Genomic DNA, 17,952 nt, shown 5'->3' on the forward strand with positions numbered 1-17,952 from the left:
GCTTGAAGGGTCAGGACCATGAAAACAGATCAGCAGGTGGGACAATCCTGCGCCCCGATGAAGGAAATCGCCGAACCGCAGATCGCACGGGAAAGCCCGCTGAGCCGCGAACTGGACCTGATCTTCCGGCGCCATGTCGCGGACATGCACGCGGACACTCCGCCCGAATCGATCCACATGATGCCGCGCGAGGCGCTGGTTTCGCCGGAAATCGACTTCTTCGTGCTGCGGCTTGCCGGCCAGCCGGCCGCGATCGGCGCGCTGAAGATCTGGGCCGAACGGCAAGGCGAGCTGAAATCCATGCATGTGCTGTCCGAACATCGCGGGCAAGGCCTGTCGCGCAGGCTTCTGGACCACATGATCGCGCATGCCCGCACGGCCGGACTGTCGCGGCTGTCTCTGGAAACGGGCGCTCAGCCAAGCTTCGCGGCGGCCCGCGCCTTGTATGCCCGGACAGGGTTCGTCGAATGCCCGCCCTTCGGCGCATATCGACCCGACCCCAACAGCTGTTTCATGACCCTGGCGTTGGTGGACGACCGATCCGCACCTGCCTGATCCTGCTCGGCAGCGCCACCGCTTCGGGCGGGATCCGGACCCGCCGGCAACGGTGCGATCCCGCTGACCTGTCGCTGCCGGAACGGCCCCGGGATGCGGGTCGGGATGCGGGTCGGGGGCCGATCCCGGTGAAGGCGGCGCGCAGCGGGCGATCCACAAGGGCAAGGCGTTGCGAACCGGTTTCCGAACCGTTATCAGGAAATCACGGTCCCGTAGCTCAACCGGATAGAGCACCTGACTTCTAATCAGGATGTTGGGGGTTCGAGTCCTCCCGGGATCGCCATGTATCCGGCATTCGCCGTCCAGGCTGCCTCGGGGCGCATGATGACCCAGGTCAAGGGCGGCCCTGTCCCCCGCAATCCGTGGAAACTGCATCTCGGATTTCGCGGCAAAGTCGCTTGCCTTTGAAAATGACCGGGGGCATCCCTCTGGTATAGATAGGCTGCGCCGGCTGCCGGCATACCGTGGCATACCCTTGTGACCCGACCAACTGCGAGGATTTGACGTGACCGACCAGGAAAAGCCGATGAACCATTGCCCGCGCGCCGGGTTGCGTGTTGCCCATGACCTTGCCCGTTTCATCGAGCAGGAGGCACTTCCGGGCACCGGGATCGACCCCGACCGGTTCTGGAGCGGCTTCGCGCAGATGGTGGGCAATTTCGGTCCGCGAAACCGCGACCTGCTGTCGAAGCGCGAGGATCTGCAGCGCCAGATCGACGACTGGCATCGCGCGCGGCTTGACCAGGCGCATGATGCAAAGGCCTACAAGGCCTTCCTGGAAGAGATCGGCTATATTGTGCCCGAAGGCGGCGATTTCGCGATCGATACATCCCATGTCGATCCCGAGATCGCGACCGTGCCCGGTCCGCAGCTTGTCGTGCCTGTCACCAATGCGCGATTTGTCCTGAATGCCGCGAATGCGCGCTGGGGCAGTCTTTACGACGGGCTCTATGGCACCGACGCGATGGGCGGACCGGTCCCGACCGGCGGCTTCGACACCGGCCGGGGCGCCCGCGTCGTGTCGCGCACGGCGGTCTTTCTGGACGAGACATTTCCGCTGGCCGATACCAGCCACGGCAACGCCCGCCGCTATGCCATCCGTGACGGCCGGCTGGAGGTGGACGGCTCGGGGCTGAAGGACCCCGACAGGTTCGTGGGCTACCGGGGCGAGGCCGACTCACCAGGCTCGATCCTGCTGCGCAATCATGGGCTGCATGTCGAACTGGTGTTCGATCGCGCGCATCCGATCGGTCAGCAGACCCCGTCCGGTCTTGCCGACGTGATCCTGGAATCGGCGATGTCGGCGATCATAGACTGCGAGGATTCCGTCGCCTGCGTCGATGCGGAGGACAAGGTTCTGGCCTATCGCAACTGGCTGGGCCTGATGCAGGGCAGCCTGTCCGAGACCTTCGACAAGGGCGGCAAGCGGATCACCCGGTCCCTGAACGAGGACCGCGAATATCTTGCCCCCGATGGAGCGCCCTTCACGATCAAGGGGCGGGCGCTGCTGCTGGTTCGCAATGTCGGCCATCTGATGACCAATCCCGCGATCCTCGATGCGGACGGCAACGAGGTCTACGAGGGTCTGATGGACGCGATGGTCACGACGCTGATCGCGATGCACGACCTCAAGAAGCAGGACGGGCTGCGCAACTCGGTCCGGGGATCGGTGTATGTGGTCAAGCCCAAGATGCACGGCCCCGAAGAGGTCGCCTTTGCCGACGAGGCGTTTTCGCAAGTCGAGCGTGTGCTTGGCCTGCCCGCCCACACCGTCAAGCTGGGCATCATGGACGAAGAGCGCCGCACCAGCGTCAACCTGAAGGAATGCATTCGCGCCGCGCGGCACCGTGTCTGCTTCATCAATACCGGTTTTCTGGACCGGACCGGCGACGAGATCCACACCTCGATGGAGGCGGGCCCGTTCAGCCGCAAGGACTTCATCAAGCGCAAGGGCTGGATCACGGCCTATGAGAACCAGAACGTCGATATCGGCCTGGAATGCGGGCTGTCGGGCAAGGCACAGATCGGCAAGGGCATGTGGGCGATGCCGGACCGGATGGCGGCGATGCTGGAACAGAAGATCGAACATCCGCGTGCCGGCGCGAACTGCGCCTGGGTGCCCAGTCCGACCGCGGCCACACTGCACGCGCTGCATTACCACAAGGTCGACGTGTTCGCGATCCAGGCGCAACTGGCCCGTGGCGGGCGTCGCGCCTATGTCGATGCGCTGCTGGACATTCCGCTGGCCAGCTATCGCAAATGGACGGCGGACCAGATCCGCACCGAGGTCGAGAACAACGCGCAGGGCATCCTTGGCTATGTCGTGCGCTGGATCGATCAGGGAATCGGCTGCTCGAAAGTGCCGGACATCAACGATGTCGGGTTGATGGAGGACCGCGCGACCTGCCGGATCTCGGCCCAGCATATCGCCAACTGGCTGCATCACGGCATCGTCTCGCATGACGAGGTCGATGACATCCTGCGCCGGATGGCGCAGGTGGTCGACCGGCAGAACGAGGGCGACCCCGACTATATGCCCATGGCACCCCGCTTTGACGGGATTGCCTTCCAGGCAGCCAGCGACCTTGTCTTCAAGGGCCGCGAACAGCCCTCGGGCTACACCGAACCGGTGCTTCATGCGCGACGTCTGGAATTCAAGAGAATGGTGACGCCGCAGGGCTGAGCACCGGCACCCCGCGGTGCGGACGCAGGCAAGACATGGCGGCGTCCGCGCATGGGCCCGAGTTGAGTGACCCATTGCGCCGGGGCGTGGGTTTCAGTGGAAGTCGCGGCTGGGAAAAAGCCGCTTCGACTGTTCCCGGGGATGTCTGGCCGGGGCTGCGTGACGGCGGGGCCGGGGCGCATCATCGGCCTGTGGTCCGGTGATGCCCACGGCGTCATCCAGGGGCGAGCCGAGGGCCGAGATATGGTCCGACAGGTCCTCGATCGTCTGGGCGATCAGGTGGACGACGATTCCTTCCCTCTGCACCCGGCCGGTGACGCGCAGCAGCCGCCCGCCCATGACCGCCCGCCGGAACTGTTTGCTGATCGCCGGCCAGACGACGACATTCGCCGTGCCTGTCTCATCCTCCAGCGTCAGGAAGATCACGCCCGAAGCCGTGCCGGGACGTTGACGCGTGATGACGAGCCCGCAGACCGAAACCCGGCCGGAGGGAACCACGGGCAGGTCGGCATGGGCCACAAGCCCGTGAATGGCAGGACGCAGCAACTCCATCGGATGGGCGCGCAGGGTCAGGCGCATGGCGACGTAATCCTCGACCACCTCCTCGCCCAGATGCATGGCGGGCAGATCGACGACAGGCTCGCGCAGGCCCTCGCCGTCGATGGGATCGGAAAACAGCGGCAGGGGCGCAGGGGCGCGGATGGCGCGAACCTGCCACAGCGCGTCGCGCCGGGTCAGCCCCATCCCGGAAAAGCAATCGGCCTCGGCCAGACGCTCCAGCACGGCGGGCGCGACGCCTGCGCGCAGCCAAAGGCTTTCGGGGTCGGGATAACCGTTTCCGCGCGCCGCCGCGATCCATTCGGCGTCGTCCTTGCGGAAGCCCTTGATCTGACGAAACCCCAGACGCAGCGCCAGGGCCCCGTCCGCGCGGCGTTCAAGGGCGTTGTCCCAGCCGCTGTGATTGACGCAGATGGGCCGGACCTCGATGCCGTGTTCGCGGGCGTCGCGCACGATCTGGGCGGGCGCATAGAATCCCATCGGCTGGGAATTCAGCAGCGCGCAGGCGAAGATTGCCGGGTGCCGGCATTTCAGCCATGACGAGACATAGGTCAGCATCGCAAAGGCCGCCGCGTGGCTTTCGGGAAATCCGTAATCCGCGAAACCCTCGATCTGGCCAAAGCAACGCTCGGCCACCTCGCGGTCATAGCCCCGGCCCATCATGCCGCCCACGAACCGGTCGCGATGCTGGTCGATGGTGCCCATCCGCCGGAACGAAGCCAGCGACCGGCGCAGCTGGTCGGCCTCTTCCGCCGAATAGCCCGCGCCCACGATGGCGATCTGCATGGCCTGTTCCTGAAACAGCGGCACGCCGAGCGTCCGGCGCGTCACCTGTTCCAGTTCCGGGCCGAAGGGCTCGGGCAGTTCCAGCCCCTGGCGACGCCTGATATAGGGCTTGACCATGCCGCCCTGGATCGGGCCGGGACGGACGATGGCGACCTCGATCACCAGGTCATAGAATTCCCGCGGCCGCATGCGCGGCAGGAAATTCATCTGCGCGCGGCTTTCGACCTGGAACACCCCCACCGCATCGGCGCGGCACAGCATGTCATAGGTGGCCGTGTCGCCCTGTGGCACGGTGGCAAGATCGTGGCGGATGCCCTCATGCGTTTCCAGAAGCTCGAAGGATTTGCGGATGCAGGTCAGCATCCCCAGGCTGAGCACATCGACCTTGAGGATGTTCAGCGCGTCGATGTCATCCTTGTCCCACTCGATGCAGGTGCGGCCCTCCATCGCGGCGTTCTCGATCGGGCACAGCGCATCCAGCCGGCCCCTGGTGATGACGAAGCCGCCGACATGCTGGGACAGATGGCGGGGAAACCCCACGATCTCGCGGATCAGGCGGATCGTCTGGGCAAGGCGGCGGTCATCCGGGTTCAGACCCAGTTCGCGCATCTGCGCGGGATCGGCCCCCTTGTCCGATAGTCCCCAGACCAGCCCCGCAAGCCCCGCGGTCACATCCTGGCTGAGCCCCATCACCTTGCCCACTTCGCGGATTGCCGCGCGCGCGCGGAAATGGATCACCGTGGCGCACAGCCCTGCCCGGTCGCGGCCGTATTTCTCGTAGATCCACTGGATCACCTCCTCGCGCCGCTCATGTTCGAAATCGACATCGATATCGGGCGGCTCGCCCCGGTGGCGCGACACGAAGCGCTCGAAGACCATGCCGATCATGTCCGGTGACACATCGGTGATCCCCAGCGCCCAGCAGATGATCGAGTTCGCCGCCGAGCCGCGCCCCTGACACAGGATGCCGATCGAACGGGCATGGCTGACGATATCATGCACCGTCAGGAAATAGGCCGCATATCCAAGTTCGCCCACCACGACCAGTTCCTTGGCCAGCAGCGCGTGATAGCGGTCGGGAATGCCTGCCGGGCAGCGTCGGGCCAATCCCTGCCGCGCCAGGCGTTCCAACCGATCCTGCGGCGATTCGTCGTCCGCGATCTCGTCGGGATAGTCATAGTTGAGTTCGCCCAGATCAAAGCTGCAGCACGCGGCGATGTCCAGGGTACGGCGGATCGCGGCCGGATGGCGGGCGTAGAGGCGGATCATGTCGGAGGCCGCTTTCAGCCGGCGCTCGGCGTTCGGCAGGGCACGGGTGCCGATCTGGTCGATGGTGATCCGTTCGCGCAGACAGGTCAGCACATCGGCCAGCGGCCGGCGCGCGGCACGATGCATCAGCACGTCGCCCACCGCCACCATCGGCGCCGAGGCCCGCAGTGCCAGCGCCGCGCAGCTGTCGAACCATGCCTGGTCGGTCCCGTCATAGCGCGGCGCGGCGCCCAGAAAGACGTGATCGGGAAAGCGCCGGCGCAGCATCCGCAGGGGCGCCAGCGCCTGTCCGGGATCGTCAGCCGGCGGCAGCGCGATCAGGACCATGCCCCGACAGCCCTGAACCAGATCCTCCAGCATCAGCGCGCAGTCGCCCTTCTCCGCCCGACGCTTGCCAAGCGTCAGCAGCCGCGACAGACGTTGCCATGCCGGGAGGTCGGTGGGCAGGGCCAGAAACTCCACCGGGCAGTCGCGCAGCACCAGCCGCGATCCCACGATCAGCTTCGGCAAGGCCGGCATCGGGGCGTGCGGCATGTCCACCGGATCGCCCACCTCCTGTCGCGAGCAGGGGTCGATCCTGTGGGTGGAACGGACCCGCAGCTTTCCCTCGACCTCCTTGCTCAGGTTCTTCAGCGCCGACCATGCCCGAACCACCCCGGCCACGGAGTTGCGGTCGGTGATGGCGATCGCCTCCAGTCCCAGCTCGGCGGCGCGCAGCACCAGTTCTTCGGGATGCGAGGCCCCGGTCAGGAAGGTGAAGTTGGTGGTGATGCCCAGTTCGGCATAGCGGGGCGGCAGCGGGGCCGGTGGCGCGGATGGCGGCGCGGATGGCGGGACGGTCATGCGAATTCCCCCTGCACGAACCAGCCGGGGTTCTGCGGCGTGTGGAACATCCACAGCCGCCGCCCCTGCCGCGTGTCGATCCGCCAGTAATCGCGCAGGCCCGTTCGCCACTGCGGATCGTCCAGCCACCATTCCGGCGCAATCCGTTCGGGACCGATGGCGCGCGTGACATCCAGCGCCATCCGCCGCCAGCGCAACCGGGCGGGCGGTGTCGAACCGCGCGCAACCAGCGGTTCGGGGGCGAACAGCCGCAGCGGACGCGGCAACGACGCGGACCATCCCGCTTCGGGCTGCGACCACGCGGCCGGGGCGATCAGGAAGCTGCGTTCGGGTATATGGCTGTCGGCAGGCAGGAATCGCTGGATATTTTCCAGCCCGATGCGCGTGCCGATCCGGGTGATCAGGTTTTCCAGCCGGTCCTGCGCGACCTGCATCCGGCCGATCTGCGCGACCGGCAGGGGTTCGACCTGCGTGGCTTCCAGGCGAAGCTGGTCGATGCCGAAACCGGCCTCGACCTCGTCCACGCCGCGCGCGAACAGGGGGAGGATGCGGGCCGGATCGCGCATCGCGGCGGCCAGGCGCAATTCGACCTGCCGGCTGGCCTGATCGACACGGCGCAGCGTCAGGCACAGCACCCGCACGCCCGCCTCCTGCGCCTTCAGCCGGTCGCACAAGGCCCGCAACAGCCGCTCGGTGCCTGCCATCACATCGGCGGTCAGCCCGATCGGCTCGGGCAGGGTCAGCCTTGTGACATAGGAGGGCGGATCGGGCTCGGGGGCGATCGATTCGGGCTGCCGACCCAGTGCCTGATCCAGCCGGGTCAGCAGGTTCGGGCCAAAGCGCCGGGCCAGGGGAGCGCGCGGCGTGGCAACAAGATCGCCGATTCGCCGCAGCCCCAGACGCTGCAACCCGATCGACGTCGCCTCGTCCAGGCGCAGCGCCGCAACCGGCAGCGGGGCCAGCGCCCGCGCCCCCTGCCCCGGCGCGGCGCGTTCCCCGCCCCGCCCGTCACCATGCCGCGCCAGCGCCCATGCCGCGCCCGGGCTGTCGCCAAGCCCCAGCCGGACCGCGAAGCCCGCGCGCGCCAACCGCCCGCGCATGTCATCCAGCATCGCCTGTTCGCCGCCGGCCAGATGCGCCGACCCGGTGATGTCCAGCGCCAGCCCGTCGCGCCCGTCGCGCCCGACCCACGGGCAATAGCGCGTGGCCCATCGCCGCAGCACAGCCAGCATCCGTGCATCCGCGACCGGATCGGCGGGCGCATGGCCCAGATCGGAACAGAAGGCGCGCGCCTGGGCAAAGGGCATGCCGCGATGCAGGCCCCGCGCCTCGGCCATCGCGTTCAGGCAATAGATCCGGTCGGTATTTTCGGCGCGCAGGGTCAGCGCAAAGGGGCGATCCGTCGGGCATGTCCGCAGAACCCGGTCACTGGGAAGCCGGGGAAACCACATCGAGACGATGCGCCTCTGCGTTCCATCGAACATGCCAGGCCCCTACTGTTCCCGATTTGTTCTTTATAATTTCCCAGCGCATCCGAGTCGAGGGCGCCTTGTCCTGCGGATCGAAAACCGGCGCGCAAAGCCATCGCGTCTCGGCCGCGTTGCTGCCCATGCCCTCGCCGATCAGGCACAGCCCGGTGGACCCGCCCGCCTGCGCGGCAAGCTGCAGCCGACGCCCTTCACGCAGATCCAGAGCGCGGCTGAATTCGGCCACGACCAGCGCGACAGAGCCGTCCCTCAGCGCGTCCTCCGCGACGGCCAGCGCGTCGATCTGGTTTCTGGCCTGCGCCACCAGCAGGCGCGATGGATCGAAAAACGCCGACAACCCGACAGGATGCAGCGTCTCGGCCTGCCACGATTCGCGGATCCAGATCAGATCGCCCTGCGCCTGCGCGCAGGCCACTGCCGCAAAGCCTGTGGCCCCGGGACCACAGGCTTCGTGAACGCGGGCGGGGCGCAGCGGAAACGGCATGGAGCAGGGATCGGACATGCGCCGAGGCTATATCAACCCCGGCGCAGGATAAAACCGGGTTTCTGCCTGTCGTCCGCAATGACATCCGGCAAAAGGCATCCCCCGCAATTGCTGCCACAATGCGGGGGGGCCGGGGTCAGGTTGCGCGCCTCTTGCCGGGCGGCTGGCTGCTTCGATAGGCGCGCGGGGGTGGAAGCAAGACCCGCGCCCTTCGCCTGACACAACGTTAGATGGCCGGTTGCCTGGCCATCTATGCGATAGCTAACGCTTGCTATCAGGTGTCCTGCTTACCGGGAGCCATGTAGACCCCGGCTTACTCGTTGGCGGCATTGGCTTGTTGTCCGCTACCGTCGAATAGTTCGGCTTTAGTCCACCTCGCGGTCCTTGTTCTTGAAAGATACCGCCAGAGTTTCCTGAACTTTGACCTGGTTTCTTGCCAGCCATATTTTTTAACCTCATGTTATCCACAGGTTCCGACATTTTTCTCGGGGTAAGTCTGTGGACCGTTGACGCACCTATTGAGTCGCCCTTCACATGCTGTTCTTTCGAACCATCGGCCATCTGATAGGCCGAGGAATGGCTTGCCCCGCATGGTGCAATGAGATGCGGGGCGGCCGGGGCGCGAAGCTGGAACCTTCGCGCCCCAACCCAATCTCATCAGCTACACCCGGACGTGCCGCCGCAGGTGTTACACTTCATGCAGGTGCCGTTGCGGACCAGCGTGTAGTTGCCGCATTCGCCGCAGGGATCGCCCTCATAGCCCTGCATCTTGGCCTTGGTGCGGGCGTCCATCGCGGTCGTGGTGACCGAGGCGACGGTATAGCTGGCCTGCGTCTCGGCCATGCCCGAGGTGACGGCGGCGGTCGAGACGCCGCCTTGCAGCACCATCAGTTCCTGCGGCAGACGCTTGCGCAGATATCCGGCGCTGCTGATCTGTTTCAGCATGGTCAGCGATTTGAGCTCGGACTGCTCGCTGACGGGAGTGAGGTTATGGCCCTCGTGCTCGCCGCCACCCATGTCGTCGAAGCGCGCCCCTTCGGGCTTTACATGCGCCAGATCGGTGCGGTCCAGATAGCTGACGGCCAGTTCGCGGAACACGTAGTCGAGGATCGAGGTCGCGTTCTTGATGCTGTCATTGCCCTGCACCATCCCCGCCGGCTCGAACCGGGTGAAGGTGAAGGCGTCCACGAACTCCTCCAGCGGCACGCCGTATTGCAGGCCCACCGACACGGCGATGGCGAAGTTGTTCATCATCGCCCGGAAGCCCGCGCCTTCCTTGTGCATGTCGATGAAGATCTCGCCCAGACCGCCATCGTCATATTCGCCAGTGCGCAGATAGACCTTGTGACCGCCCACGACTGCCTTCTGGGTATAGCCCTTGCGTCGCTGGGGCAGTTTCTCGCGGTGGCTGCGAATGGCCTCCTTGACGATGATCTTCTCGACGATCTTCTCGGCGATGACGGCAGCCTTCTCCTGCGGGTTGCCGCTGGCCAGGATGTCCTCGGCCTCCTCGTCATCCTCGACCAGCGCCGAGGCCAGCGGCTGCGACAGTTTCGATCCGTCGCGATACAGCGCGTTCGCCTTGATCCCCAGCGACCAGGACAGCTCGTAGGCTGCCAGAGCGTCGGCAATGGTTGCGTCGTTGGGCATGTTGATCGTCTTGCTGATCGCGCCCGAGATGAAGGACTGCGCGGCGGCCATCATGTGGATGTGACTGGCCACCGACAGATAGCGTCTGCCCTTCTTGCCGCACGCATTGGCGCAGTCGAAGACCGACAGATGCTCGTCCTTCAGGAACGGCGCGCCCTCCAGCGTCATGGTGCCGCAGACATGGTCGTTGGCGGCGTCGATCTGGGCGCGGGTAAAGCCCAGATGGCGAAGCAGGTCGAAGGCCGGATCGTTCAGCCGGTCGGCCGGGATCCCCAGCGTGCCCTTGCAGAATTCCTCGCCCAGGGTCCACTGGTTGAAGACGAAGCGGATGTCGAAGGCGGATGCCAGGGCCGCCTCGACCTTCTCGATCTCGCGCGGGCCGAAGCCGTGGCCGGTCAGCGCCGTGTGGTTGATGCCGGGGCAGTTGCCCAGGCTGGCGTGGCCGACCGCATAGGCGATCATTTCCTCGATCTGGGCGCTGGAATAGCCCAGCATCTCAAGCGCGGCGGGAACCGACTGGTTGATGATCTTGAAATAACCGCCGCCCGCCAGCTTCTTGAACTTGACCAGCGCGAAGTCGGGCTCGATCCCGGTCGTATCGCAATCCATGACCAGACCGATCGTGCCGGTCGGCGCGATGACGGTGGTCTGGGCATTTCGAAAGCCGTGATCCTCGCCCAGGGTCAGCGCCTCGTCCCAGGCCTCGCGGGCGATGGCGACCAGACGCGCGTCGGGGCAGTTCTCGTCGTCCAGTTCGACCGGGCGCACATTGACGCCGTTGTAGTTGCCGGTGCCGTGGGCGGCGGCGCGGTGGTTGCGGATCACCCGCAGCATGTGATCGGCGTTCTTCTCGTAGCCCGGAAAGGCGCCCAGTTCGGCGGCCATCTCGGCCGAGGTCGAATAGGCAACGCCGGTCATGATCGCCGTCAGCGCGCCGCACAGCGAACGCCCCTCGGCGCTGTCATAGCCAAGACCCATGTTCATCAGCAGCCCGCCGATATTGGCGTAGCCCAGACCCAGAGTCCGGAAATCATAGCTGCGCTGCGCGATCTCCTTGCTGGGGAACTGCGCCATCAGCACGCTGATCTCCAGCGTGAGGGTCCACAACCGCGTGGCATGGACATAGCCGTCGGCGTCGAACTGGTCGCCGGTCCAGAACTTCAGCAGGTTCATCGAGGCAAGGTTGCAGGCCGTGTCGTCCAGGAACATGTATTCGCTGCACGGGTTCGAGCCGCGGATCGGCCCGTCGGACGGGCAGGTATGCCAGGCGTTGACGGTGTCGTGGAACTGGATGCCGGGATCGGCGCAAGCCCAGGCCGCGTGCCCGATCTGGTCCCACAATTCCCGCGCGCCGACGGTCTTGGACACCTTGCCGTCCGTGCGGCGCAGCAGTTCCCAGGGCTTGTCCTCGCGAACCGCAGTCAGGAACGCGTCGGTGACGCGGACCGAATTGTTCGAGTTCTGCCCTGACACGCTGACATAGGCCTCGCTGTCCCAGTCGGTGTCGTAGGTCGGAAATTCGATGCTGTCGAAACCCTGCCGCGCATATTGCAGCACCCGGTTGATATAGGTTTCCGGGATCATCACCCGCTTGGCGCCACGTATGGCGGCCTTCAGCCCGGCATTGGTGTCGGGGCTGGTCGCGTCCTCGATGCTGCCGTCCCACGCGCCGATGGCGGCAAAGATCTCGTTCAGCTTTGCCTCGTGCATCTTCGAGCCGGCGACGAGGCTGGCGACCTTCTGTTCCTCGATGACCTTCCAGTTGATGAAGGCCTCGATATCGGGGTGGTCCATGTCGCAGATGACCATCTTGGCGGCGCGGCGCGTCGTGCCGCCCGACTTGATGGCGCCGGCGGCGCGGTCGCCGATCTTGAGGAACCCCATCAGCCCACTGGATCTGCCGCCACCGGACAGGCTTTCGCCCTCGCCGCGCAGGCTGGAGAAATTGGTGCCGGTGCCCGAGCCGTACTTGAACAGTCGCGCCTCGCGGACCCAAAGATCCATGATCCCGCCCTCGTTCACCAGATCGTCGCTGACCGACTGGATGAAGCAGGCATGCGGCTGGGGATGCTCATAGGCGCTGTCTGACTTGACCAGCTTGCCGGTCTTGAAATCGACGTAGAAATGCCCCTGCGACGGGCCGTCGATGCCATAGGCCCAGTGCAGCCCGGTGTTGAACCATTGCGGCGAGTTCGGCGCCGCCATCTGGCGGGCCAGCATGTACCGCATCTCGTCGAAATAGGCGCGGGCGTCGGCTTCCTTGCTGAAATAGCCGCCCTTCCAGCCCCAGTAGGTCCAGGCGCCGGCAAGCCGGTCGAAGACCTGCCTTGCGCTGGTTTCGCCCACATGGCGCTGATCCGCGGGCAGTTTCTCAAGCGCGTCGGTGTCGGCCACGCTGCGCCAGAGGAATTCGGGAACACCTTTTTCCTTGACCCGCTTCAGGGCCGCCGGAACGCCGGCCTTGCGAAAATATTTCTGCGCGATGACGTCGCTTGCGACCTGGCTCCAGCCTTTCGGCACCTCGACCTGATCGTTGCGGAAGACGATCGTGCCGTTGGGGTTGCGGATCTCGCTGGTGGTGGTGGTGAAAGCGATGTCGCCATAGGCGCCGCTGTCCTGGGTGGTAAAACGCCGTTCGATCTTCATGCCCCGCCCCTTTTGGTGCTCTCGTCTCTGTTGTTGATTGCCGGATCCCGAAGCCGCAGCGACCAGGGCGCGTTCCGCCACGCCGTGTCGCGCACGGGCGAGGCGGTCGAATACCGCAATCAGTGCATTTTCAAGTTCCGGGCCGTGCCGCGCGGTGGTGGTCAGTGGCAGCCGCCACCACATTTTGTGTCGCCTTGGCCCTGAGACACAAACTGACGCGACTCGATACAGCTTTCAACAGATTTTTTCGCGCTGACCGGACGCTATGGAGATTGACAGCACGGGCCGAACCGACGCGACAGATTCGTTCACACGCTGAACGACCCCGTCTTGTCCCGACAGTCCGGAAAGAGATTTTATCAATTCAAGACAATGGCTTGGTAAAAACCACTCAGGGGTTTTCCACAGGCTTATCCCCTGTTCATCCTCAGGTTGCACACACCCGATGCAACAGCGCAACAGCAGGTGCAGTTTTTACTTTCCAGGACGGATGATCTCATGGTCGGTGACGATCATGTTCAGCGGCTGATCGAAGCTCTCGGCCGGGATCTCGGCCAGTTCCTGCGCTCCGAAGGCCAGCCCGATCGCCACGACCGAGCCGGATTCACGCAGCAATTGCAGGGTCCGGTCATAGTAACCGCCGCCATAGCCGATCCGATTGCCCGTCCGGTCGAAGGCGGCAAGGGGCACGATCAGCACCTCCGGCGTCAGGACCTCGGCTGATTCGGCGGGATGCGAGGTTCCGAAGGGGCCGGCCACCAGCGGACCGCCGTCCCAGGCGCGAAACACCAGCGGCACGGCCTTGCCGGTCACCACCGGCAGGCAAAGCCGGCCGGCATGCGCCGCCATCGCCGGCCGGGGATCAGCCTCGCCCCGCATCGGCCAGTATCCGGACAGGACCCGCCCGGCAAAGGGCGCCAGCGCCGTGACCAGATGCCGGTCTATTCCGGACGGGTCGCCGCCCTGCTGCAGCCGCGCCGCCAGCGCCTGCGCCCGCAAGAGCGCCTTCTGCGCCGCGATCACAGCAGCACCGCCTGAGCCAAGCCGAGAAAGGCGAAGAATCCGACCACATCCGTGACGGTGGTGACAAAGGTGCCCGACGCCAGCGCCGGGTCCGCGCCGACCTTTTCGAGGCCAAGCGGGATCAGGATCCCCGCCAGCGCGGCGACCGCCAGGTTGATGACCATCGCGATGCCGATCACGGCGCCCAGCGACATGCCGTCAAACCAGATCCAGGCGACCACACCCATCACCAGCGCGAAGGCCAGCCCGTTCAACAGCCCGACGATCGCCTCGCGTCGCACGACCCGCCAGACATTGCTGCCGGTCAGGCTCTTGGTGGCCAGCGCCCGAACCGCGACCGTCAGCGTCTGGGTGCCGGCATTGCCGCCCATCGAGGCCACGATCGGCATCAGCACGGCCAGCGCCACCAGCGCCTGGATGGTGGTCTCGAAGATCGCGATGACCAGCGAAGCGGCGATGGCGGTGGCAAGGTTCACCATCAGCCAGGGCAGCCGTTGCCGCAGCGTTTCGAACACCGTATCGGTAATCGCCGAATCCTCGCCCACACCGGCAAGGCGCAGGATGTCTTCCTCATGCTCCTCGTCCATGACGGCCATCGCGTCGTCCATGGTGATGACGCCCACCAGCCGGTCGTTGCCATCCACGACGGGAGCCGAAATCAGGTGGTACTGGTTGAAGGCATACGCCACATCGCCTTCCTCGGCATAGACGCTGATGGTGCGGAAACTGTCCTCGGTGATGTCGCGCAGCGCCACGTCGCGCCGCGACGCCAGCAGCCGACCCAGCGTGACATAGGCAATCGGGTGGCGGCGCGGATCGACCAGGATGATGTGATAGAACTGTTCGGGCAGCCATTCCTCTGTCCGCAGGAAGTCGATGGTTTCCCCGACCGTCCAGTGTTCCGGCGCGGTGACCACTTCGGACTGCATCAGGCGGCCGGCGGAATATTCGGGATAGGCCAGCGATTGCTGGACCGCAGCGCGGTCGCTGTCATCCAGCGCCGCAAGGATCTCGGCGCGGCCGGGTTCGTCGAGATCCTCGATCAGGTCGACGACATCGTCGCTGTCCATCTCGCGGACGGCCTCGGCCAGCACCTCGCGGGGCAGCTGCTCCATCACCTCTTCGCGGATCGACTCGTCGATCTCGGACAGGATCTCGCCGTCGATCTCGCCGGAATAGAGCCGCAGGAAGCTGCGCCGTTCGGCGCTGTGCAGGCGTTCGATGATGTCCGCAATGTCGGCCGCGTGCATCGGTTCCAGCAGCGCGTTCAGGGCAGCGGCATCCTCGGCCTCGATCGCCTCGTCGATCCGGTCCAGCAATTCCCGACGCGGCAGGAACTCGTCCTCCTCGGATTCGGCCTGTCTTTCGGCAACCTGATCCTCGACTTCGGGACGCTCCTCGTCGGTCATGCCGCCACTCCTGCTATGAAATCCAATTGATTGTCGAGTATGCCGTCCCGATCAGCCGTTCAACAGCCGTAATGCCTGCCGGTGAAGGTCGGCCGACGCTGCCGCGATCACCTGCCCGCCCTCGGTCGCAGGCCCGCCTTGCCAGTTCGAGACGATGCCGCCAGCCGCCTCGACCACGGCCATTGGACCGGCGATGTCATAGGCCTGCAGCCCGGCCTCGATCACCAGGTCGATCTGTCCCAGCGCCAGCAGCGCATAGGCGTAGCAATCGAGGCCGTAGCGCGTCAGCCGCACGCTGTCCACGACCCTGCGGAACGCCTGCGCTTCCTGGGTCGAGCCGATCTCGGGAAAGGTGGTCATCAGGATCGCCGCTGGCAGCGCCACGCCGCTGCGGGCGATCAGCGGGCGCTCTCCGTCGGGTCCGATCAGGCGGGCGCGTCCAAGGCCGCCCTCGAAGCGTTCGCGGGTATAAGGCTGGTCGATGATCCCGTAGCGGATCGCCTGCCCGTCGCTCAGCCCGATCAACACGCCCCAGCTGGGCGAACCGCACAGGAAGGCGCGCGTGCCGTCGATCGGGTCCAGGATCCATGTCAGTCCGCTGTCGCCGGGCGTGCTGCCGAATTCCTCGCCAACGATGCCGTCCTGCGGCCGGCGGCGGGCAAGGACCTCACGCATCGCGATCTCGGCGGCGCGGTCGGCCTCGGTCACGGGGTCGAAATCGGCCGGGCGCTTGTTGTCCGTGACAAGGGCGGCGTTGCGAAACAACGGCAGGATCGCGGCGCGCGCGGCATCGGCCATCTCATGCGCGGTGTCGATGATCTGCTGTGCATCCCGCATCGTCGCCCCCAGCCCTGTCGATCCGTCCGGAGACAGGTCTAGCCGCTAAGCCCTGGCACTGCCAGTGGCCGCAACGGCCCGGAAAGCTGAAAACGCGAAAGGTCAGTCAGGGTCGTGGACGTGTTGCCGTTCCGGGCAGACGCGTCCCGGGACCGCACCCTCGGGGACAGCCCTGCATCGTGGTCAAGCGGCGTCCGACAGCACGCGCGCCAGTTCGAAGATCTGCCGACGCTGCGCGGCGGGCATCGAATAATAGGCGCGGACCAGTTGCAGCGCCTCCTTGTCGGCCAGGATATCGCCCTCGACATGATCGGGCATCTCGCCTTCCTGCAGGCCCTCGAAGAAGAAGCTGACAGGCACGTCCACCGCTCGCGCGATGTCCCACAGCCTCGATGCCGAGACGCGGTTCATGCCGGTCTCGTATTTCTGGATCTGCTGAAACTTGATACCGACCTTGTCGGCAAGTTGTTGTTGAGTCATTCCGATCATCCAACGACGATGACGGATACGCTTACCAACATGAACATCTACACCGTGCTTCATCGCCTTACCTCATGCAATCTAAAGAGGCAGTAGCTCAAGCCGTCTCAATTATCGAGTGTCAACATGGTTAACGGGGTCTTTCCTGACCAAAAAGACAGGTCCCGATTTGCGCAGTCTGCATGTTTTCGCACCCAACGCCAAACGAATGAACTCATTGTCTTATTTGCCGGAGATACGAATGGCCGACGAAATCCGAATCGCGCGGGTCGAGGGATTGGGACAGGATCCCGCCCTGCGGAACGCGCCCGTTCCGCTCGCCTCTGACGGGCAGGTGCTTGTCCGGATGCGCGCGGCGGCGCTGAATTTCGCCGACCTGCTGAAGGCCAAGGGTCAGTATCAGGAGGCCGCCGATCCGCCATTCATCCCGGGACTCGAGGGTGCGGGCGAAGTGATGGCCGCGCCCGACGACTGCGACCTGGCGCCGGGCGACCGTGTCGTGCTGTCCTTTCCCGGGACGATGGCCGAGATCGTCGCGGTGCCGGCCACCGCCTGCCAGCGCATGCCCGATGCGATGAGCTTTGAACAGGCCGCAGGCTTTCAGGTTGCCTATGGCTCCAGTCATCTGGCGCTGACGATGCGCGGCGGACTGCGCGAGGGCGAGACGCTGGCGGTGCTGGGCGCGGCCGGAGGGGTTGGTCTGACCGCAGTCGAGATCGGCCATGCGATGGGCGCGCGGGTGATCGGCATCGCACGCGGTCCCGACCGGCTGGACATCGTCCGTGCTGCCGGCGCCGAACAGGTCATCGACAGCGCCGAATGTCCGGATCTCAAGGCCGCGCTGCGCGCGGCGGGCGGGGTTGATGTGGTCTACGATCCGGTGGGCGACAAGCCCGGCGAGGCGGCCTTCGGCGCACTGAAGCGCGGCGGAAGGTTCCTGGTCATCGGCTTTGCGGGCGGCCGCCCCCCCGCCCTGCCGCTGAACCATGCACTGGTCAAGAACATCGCGATCCACGGGTTTTACTGGGGTGGGTATCGCCAGCTTGACCCGCAGGCACTGCGCGCCAGCATGGACCAGCTGTTCGGGCTATTCGAACAGGGCAAGCTCGACCCGGTCGCCGGCAGCGTCCTGCCGCTGGAACGGCTTGCCGAGGGCTATGAGTTGCTGCGCAGCCGCAAATCCGTTGGAAAGATTGTGATAACCTTGTGATGGCACGGATTTGAGGCGGTTTCAGCATTGAA

11 protein-coding genes and 1 tRNA gene are annotated in these 17,952 nt (G+C 65.5%); 4 read left to right on the forward strand and 8 right to left on the reverse strand.

Annotated elements, in window-relative coordinates:
* Positions 1–18: 18 nt before the first annotated feature.
* The 3 genes from L1965_RS14370 to L1965_RS14380 all read left to right on the forward strand — a co-directional run bounded on the left by L1965_RS14370 (position 19) and on the right by L1965_RS14380 (position 3,238).
* A complete protein-coding gene (locus L1965_RS14370) occupies positions 19–555 on the forward strand; it encodes a GNAT family N-acetyltransferase (RefSeq protein WP_235757139.1) in 537 nt (178 codons plus the stop codon).
* 206 nt (positions 556–761) lie between these two features.
* A tRNA-Arg gene (locus L1965_RS14375) sits at positions 762–838 on the forward strand.
* A 243-nt stretch (positions 839–1,081) separates the two neighbouring features.
* Positions 1,082–3,238, forward strand: coding sequence for a malate synthase G (locus tag L1965_RS14380; RefSeq protein WP_235757213.1), 2,157 nt, complete (start codon positions 1,082–1,084; stop codon positions 3,236–3,238).
* Between the two features lie 93 nt (positions 3,239–3,331).
* Here L1965_RS14380 and L1965_RS14385 read toward each other — a convergent pair whose 3' ends face one another.
* The 8 genes from L1965_RS14385 to L1965_RS14420 form a co-directional block, all read right to left on the reverse strand.
* Positions 3,332–6,694 carry an error-prone DNA polymerase gene (locus tag L1965_RS14385; RefSeq protein WP_235757140.1) on the reverse strand — a complete coding sequence of 1,121 codons (3,363 nt, stop codon included), beginning with the start codon at positions 6,692–6,694 and terminating at the stop codon, positions 3,332–3,334.
* Positions 6,691–8,178, reverse strand: coding sequence for a Y-family DNA polymerase (locus tag L1965_RS14390; RefSeq protein ID WP_235757141.1), 1,488 nt, complete (start codon positions 8,176–8,178; stop codon positions 6,691–6,693). Before L1965_RS14390 ends, L1965_RS14385 begins: the two co-directional genes overlap by 4 nt.
* The gene (locus L1965_RS14395; protein ID WP_235757142.1) at positions 8,120–8,683 is read right to left on the reverse strand and encodes an ImuA family protein; all 564 of its coding nucleotides are present in this window, start codon (positions 8,681–8,683) and stop codon (positions 8,120–8,122) included. Before L1965_RS14395 ends, L1965_RS14390 begins: the two co-directional genes overlap by 59 nt.
* Before the next feature lie 639 nt (positions 8,684–9,322).
* A complete protein-coding gene (locus tag L1965_RS14400; RefSeq protein WP_235757143.1) occupies positions 9,323–12,961 on the reverse strand; it encodes a vitamin B12-dependent ribonucleotide reductase in 3,639 nt (1,212 codons plus the stop codon).
* 474 nt (positions 12,962–13,435) lie between these two features.
* Entirely contained in the window at positions 13,436–13,984 is a 549-nt protein-coding gene (locus tag L1965_RS14405; RefSeq protein ID WP_235757144.1) for a 5-formyltetrahydrofolate cyclo-ligase, read from the reverse strand.
* Complete coding sequence (gene mgtE, locus L1965_RS14410; protein ID WP_235757145.1) at positions 13,981–15,393, reverse strand: magnesium transporter; 1,413 nt, start codon at positions 15,391–15,393, stop codon at positions 13,981–13,983. Before mgtE ends, L1965_RS14405 begins: the two co-directional genes overlap by 4 nt.
* Before the next feature lie 51 nt (positions 15,394–15,444).
* Entirely contained in the window at positions 15,445–16,230 is a 786-nt protein-coding gene (locus L1965_RS14415) for an inositol monophosphatase family protein (protein ID WP_235757146.1), read from the reverse strand.
* Positions 16,231–16,413: 183 nt separating this feature from the next.
* Complete coding sequence (locus tag L1965_RS14420; RefSeq protein ID WP_235757147.1) at positions 16,414–16,773, reverse strand: helix-turn-helix domain-containing protein; 360 nt, start codon at positions 16,771–16,773, stop codon at positions 16,414–16,416.
* Positions 16,774–16,951: 178 nt separating this feature from the next.
* Here L1965_RS14420 and L1965_RS14425 point away from each other — a divergent pair, with 178 nt between their 5' ends.
* Complete coding sequence (locus tag L1965_RS14425) at positions 16,952–17,920, forward strand: NADPH:quinone oxidoreductase family protein (protein WP_235757148.1); 969 nt, start codon at positions 16,952–16,954, stop codon at positions 17,918–17,920.
* Positions 17,921–17,952: the final 32 nt, after the last annotated feature.

Source organism: Paracoccus salsus (genome assembly GCF_021556615.1).
Taxonomy (GTDB): Bacteria; Pseudomonadota; Alphaproteobacteria; order Rhodobacterales; family Rhodobacteraceae; genus Paracoccus; species Paracoccus salsus.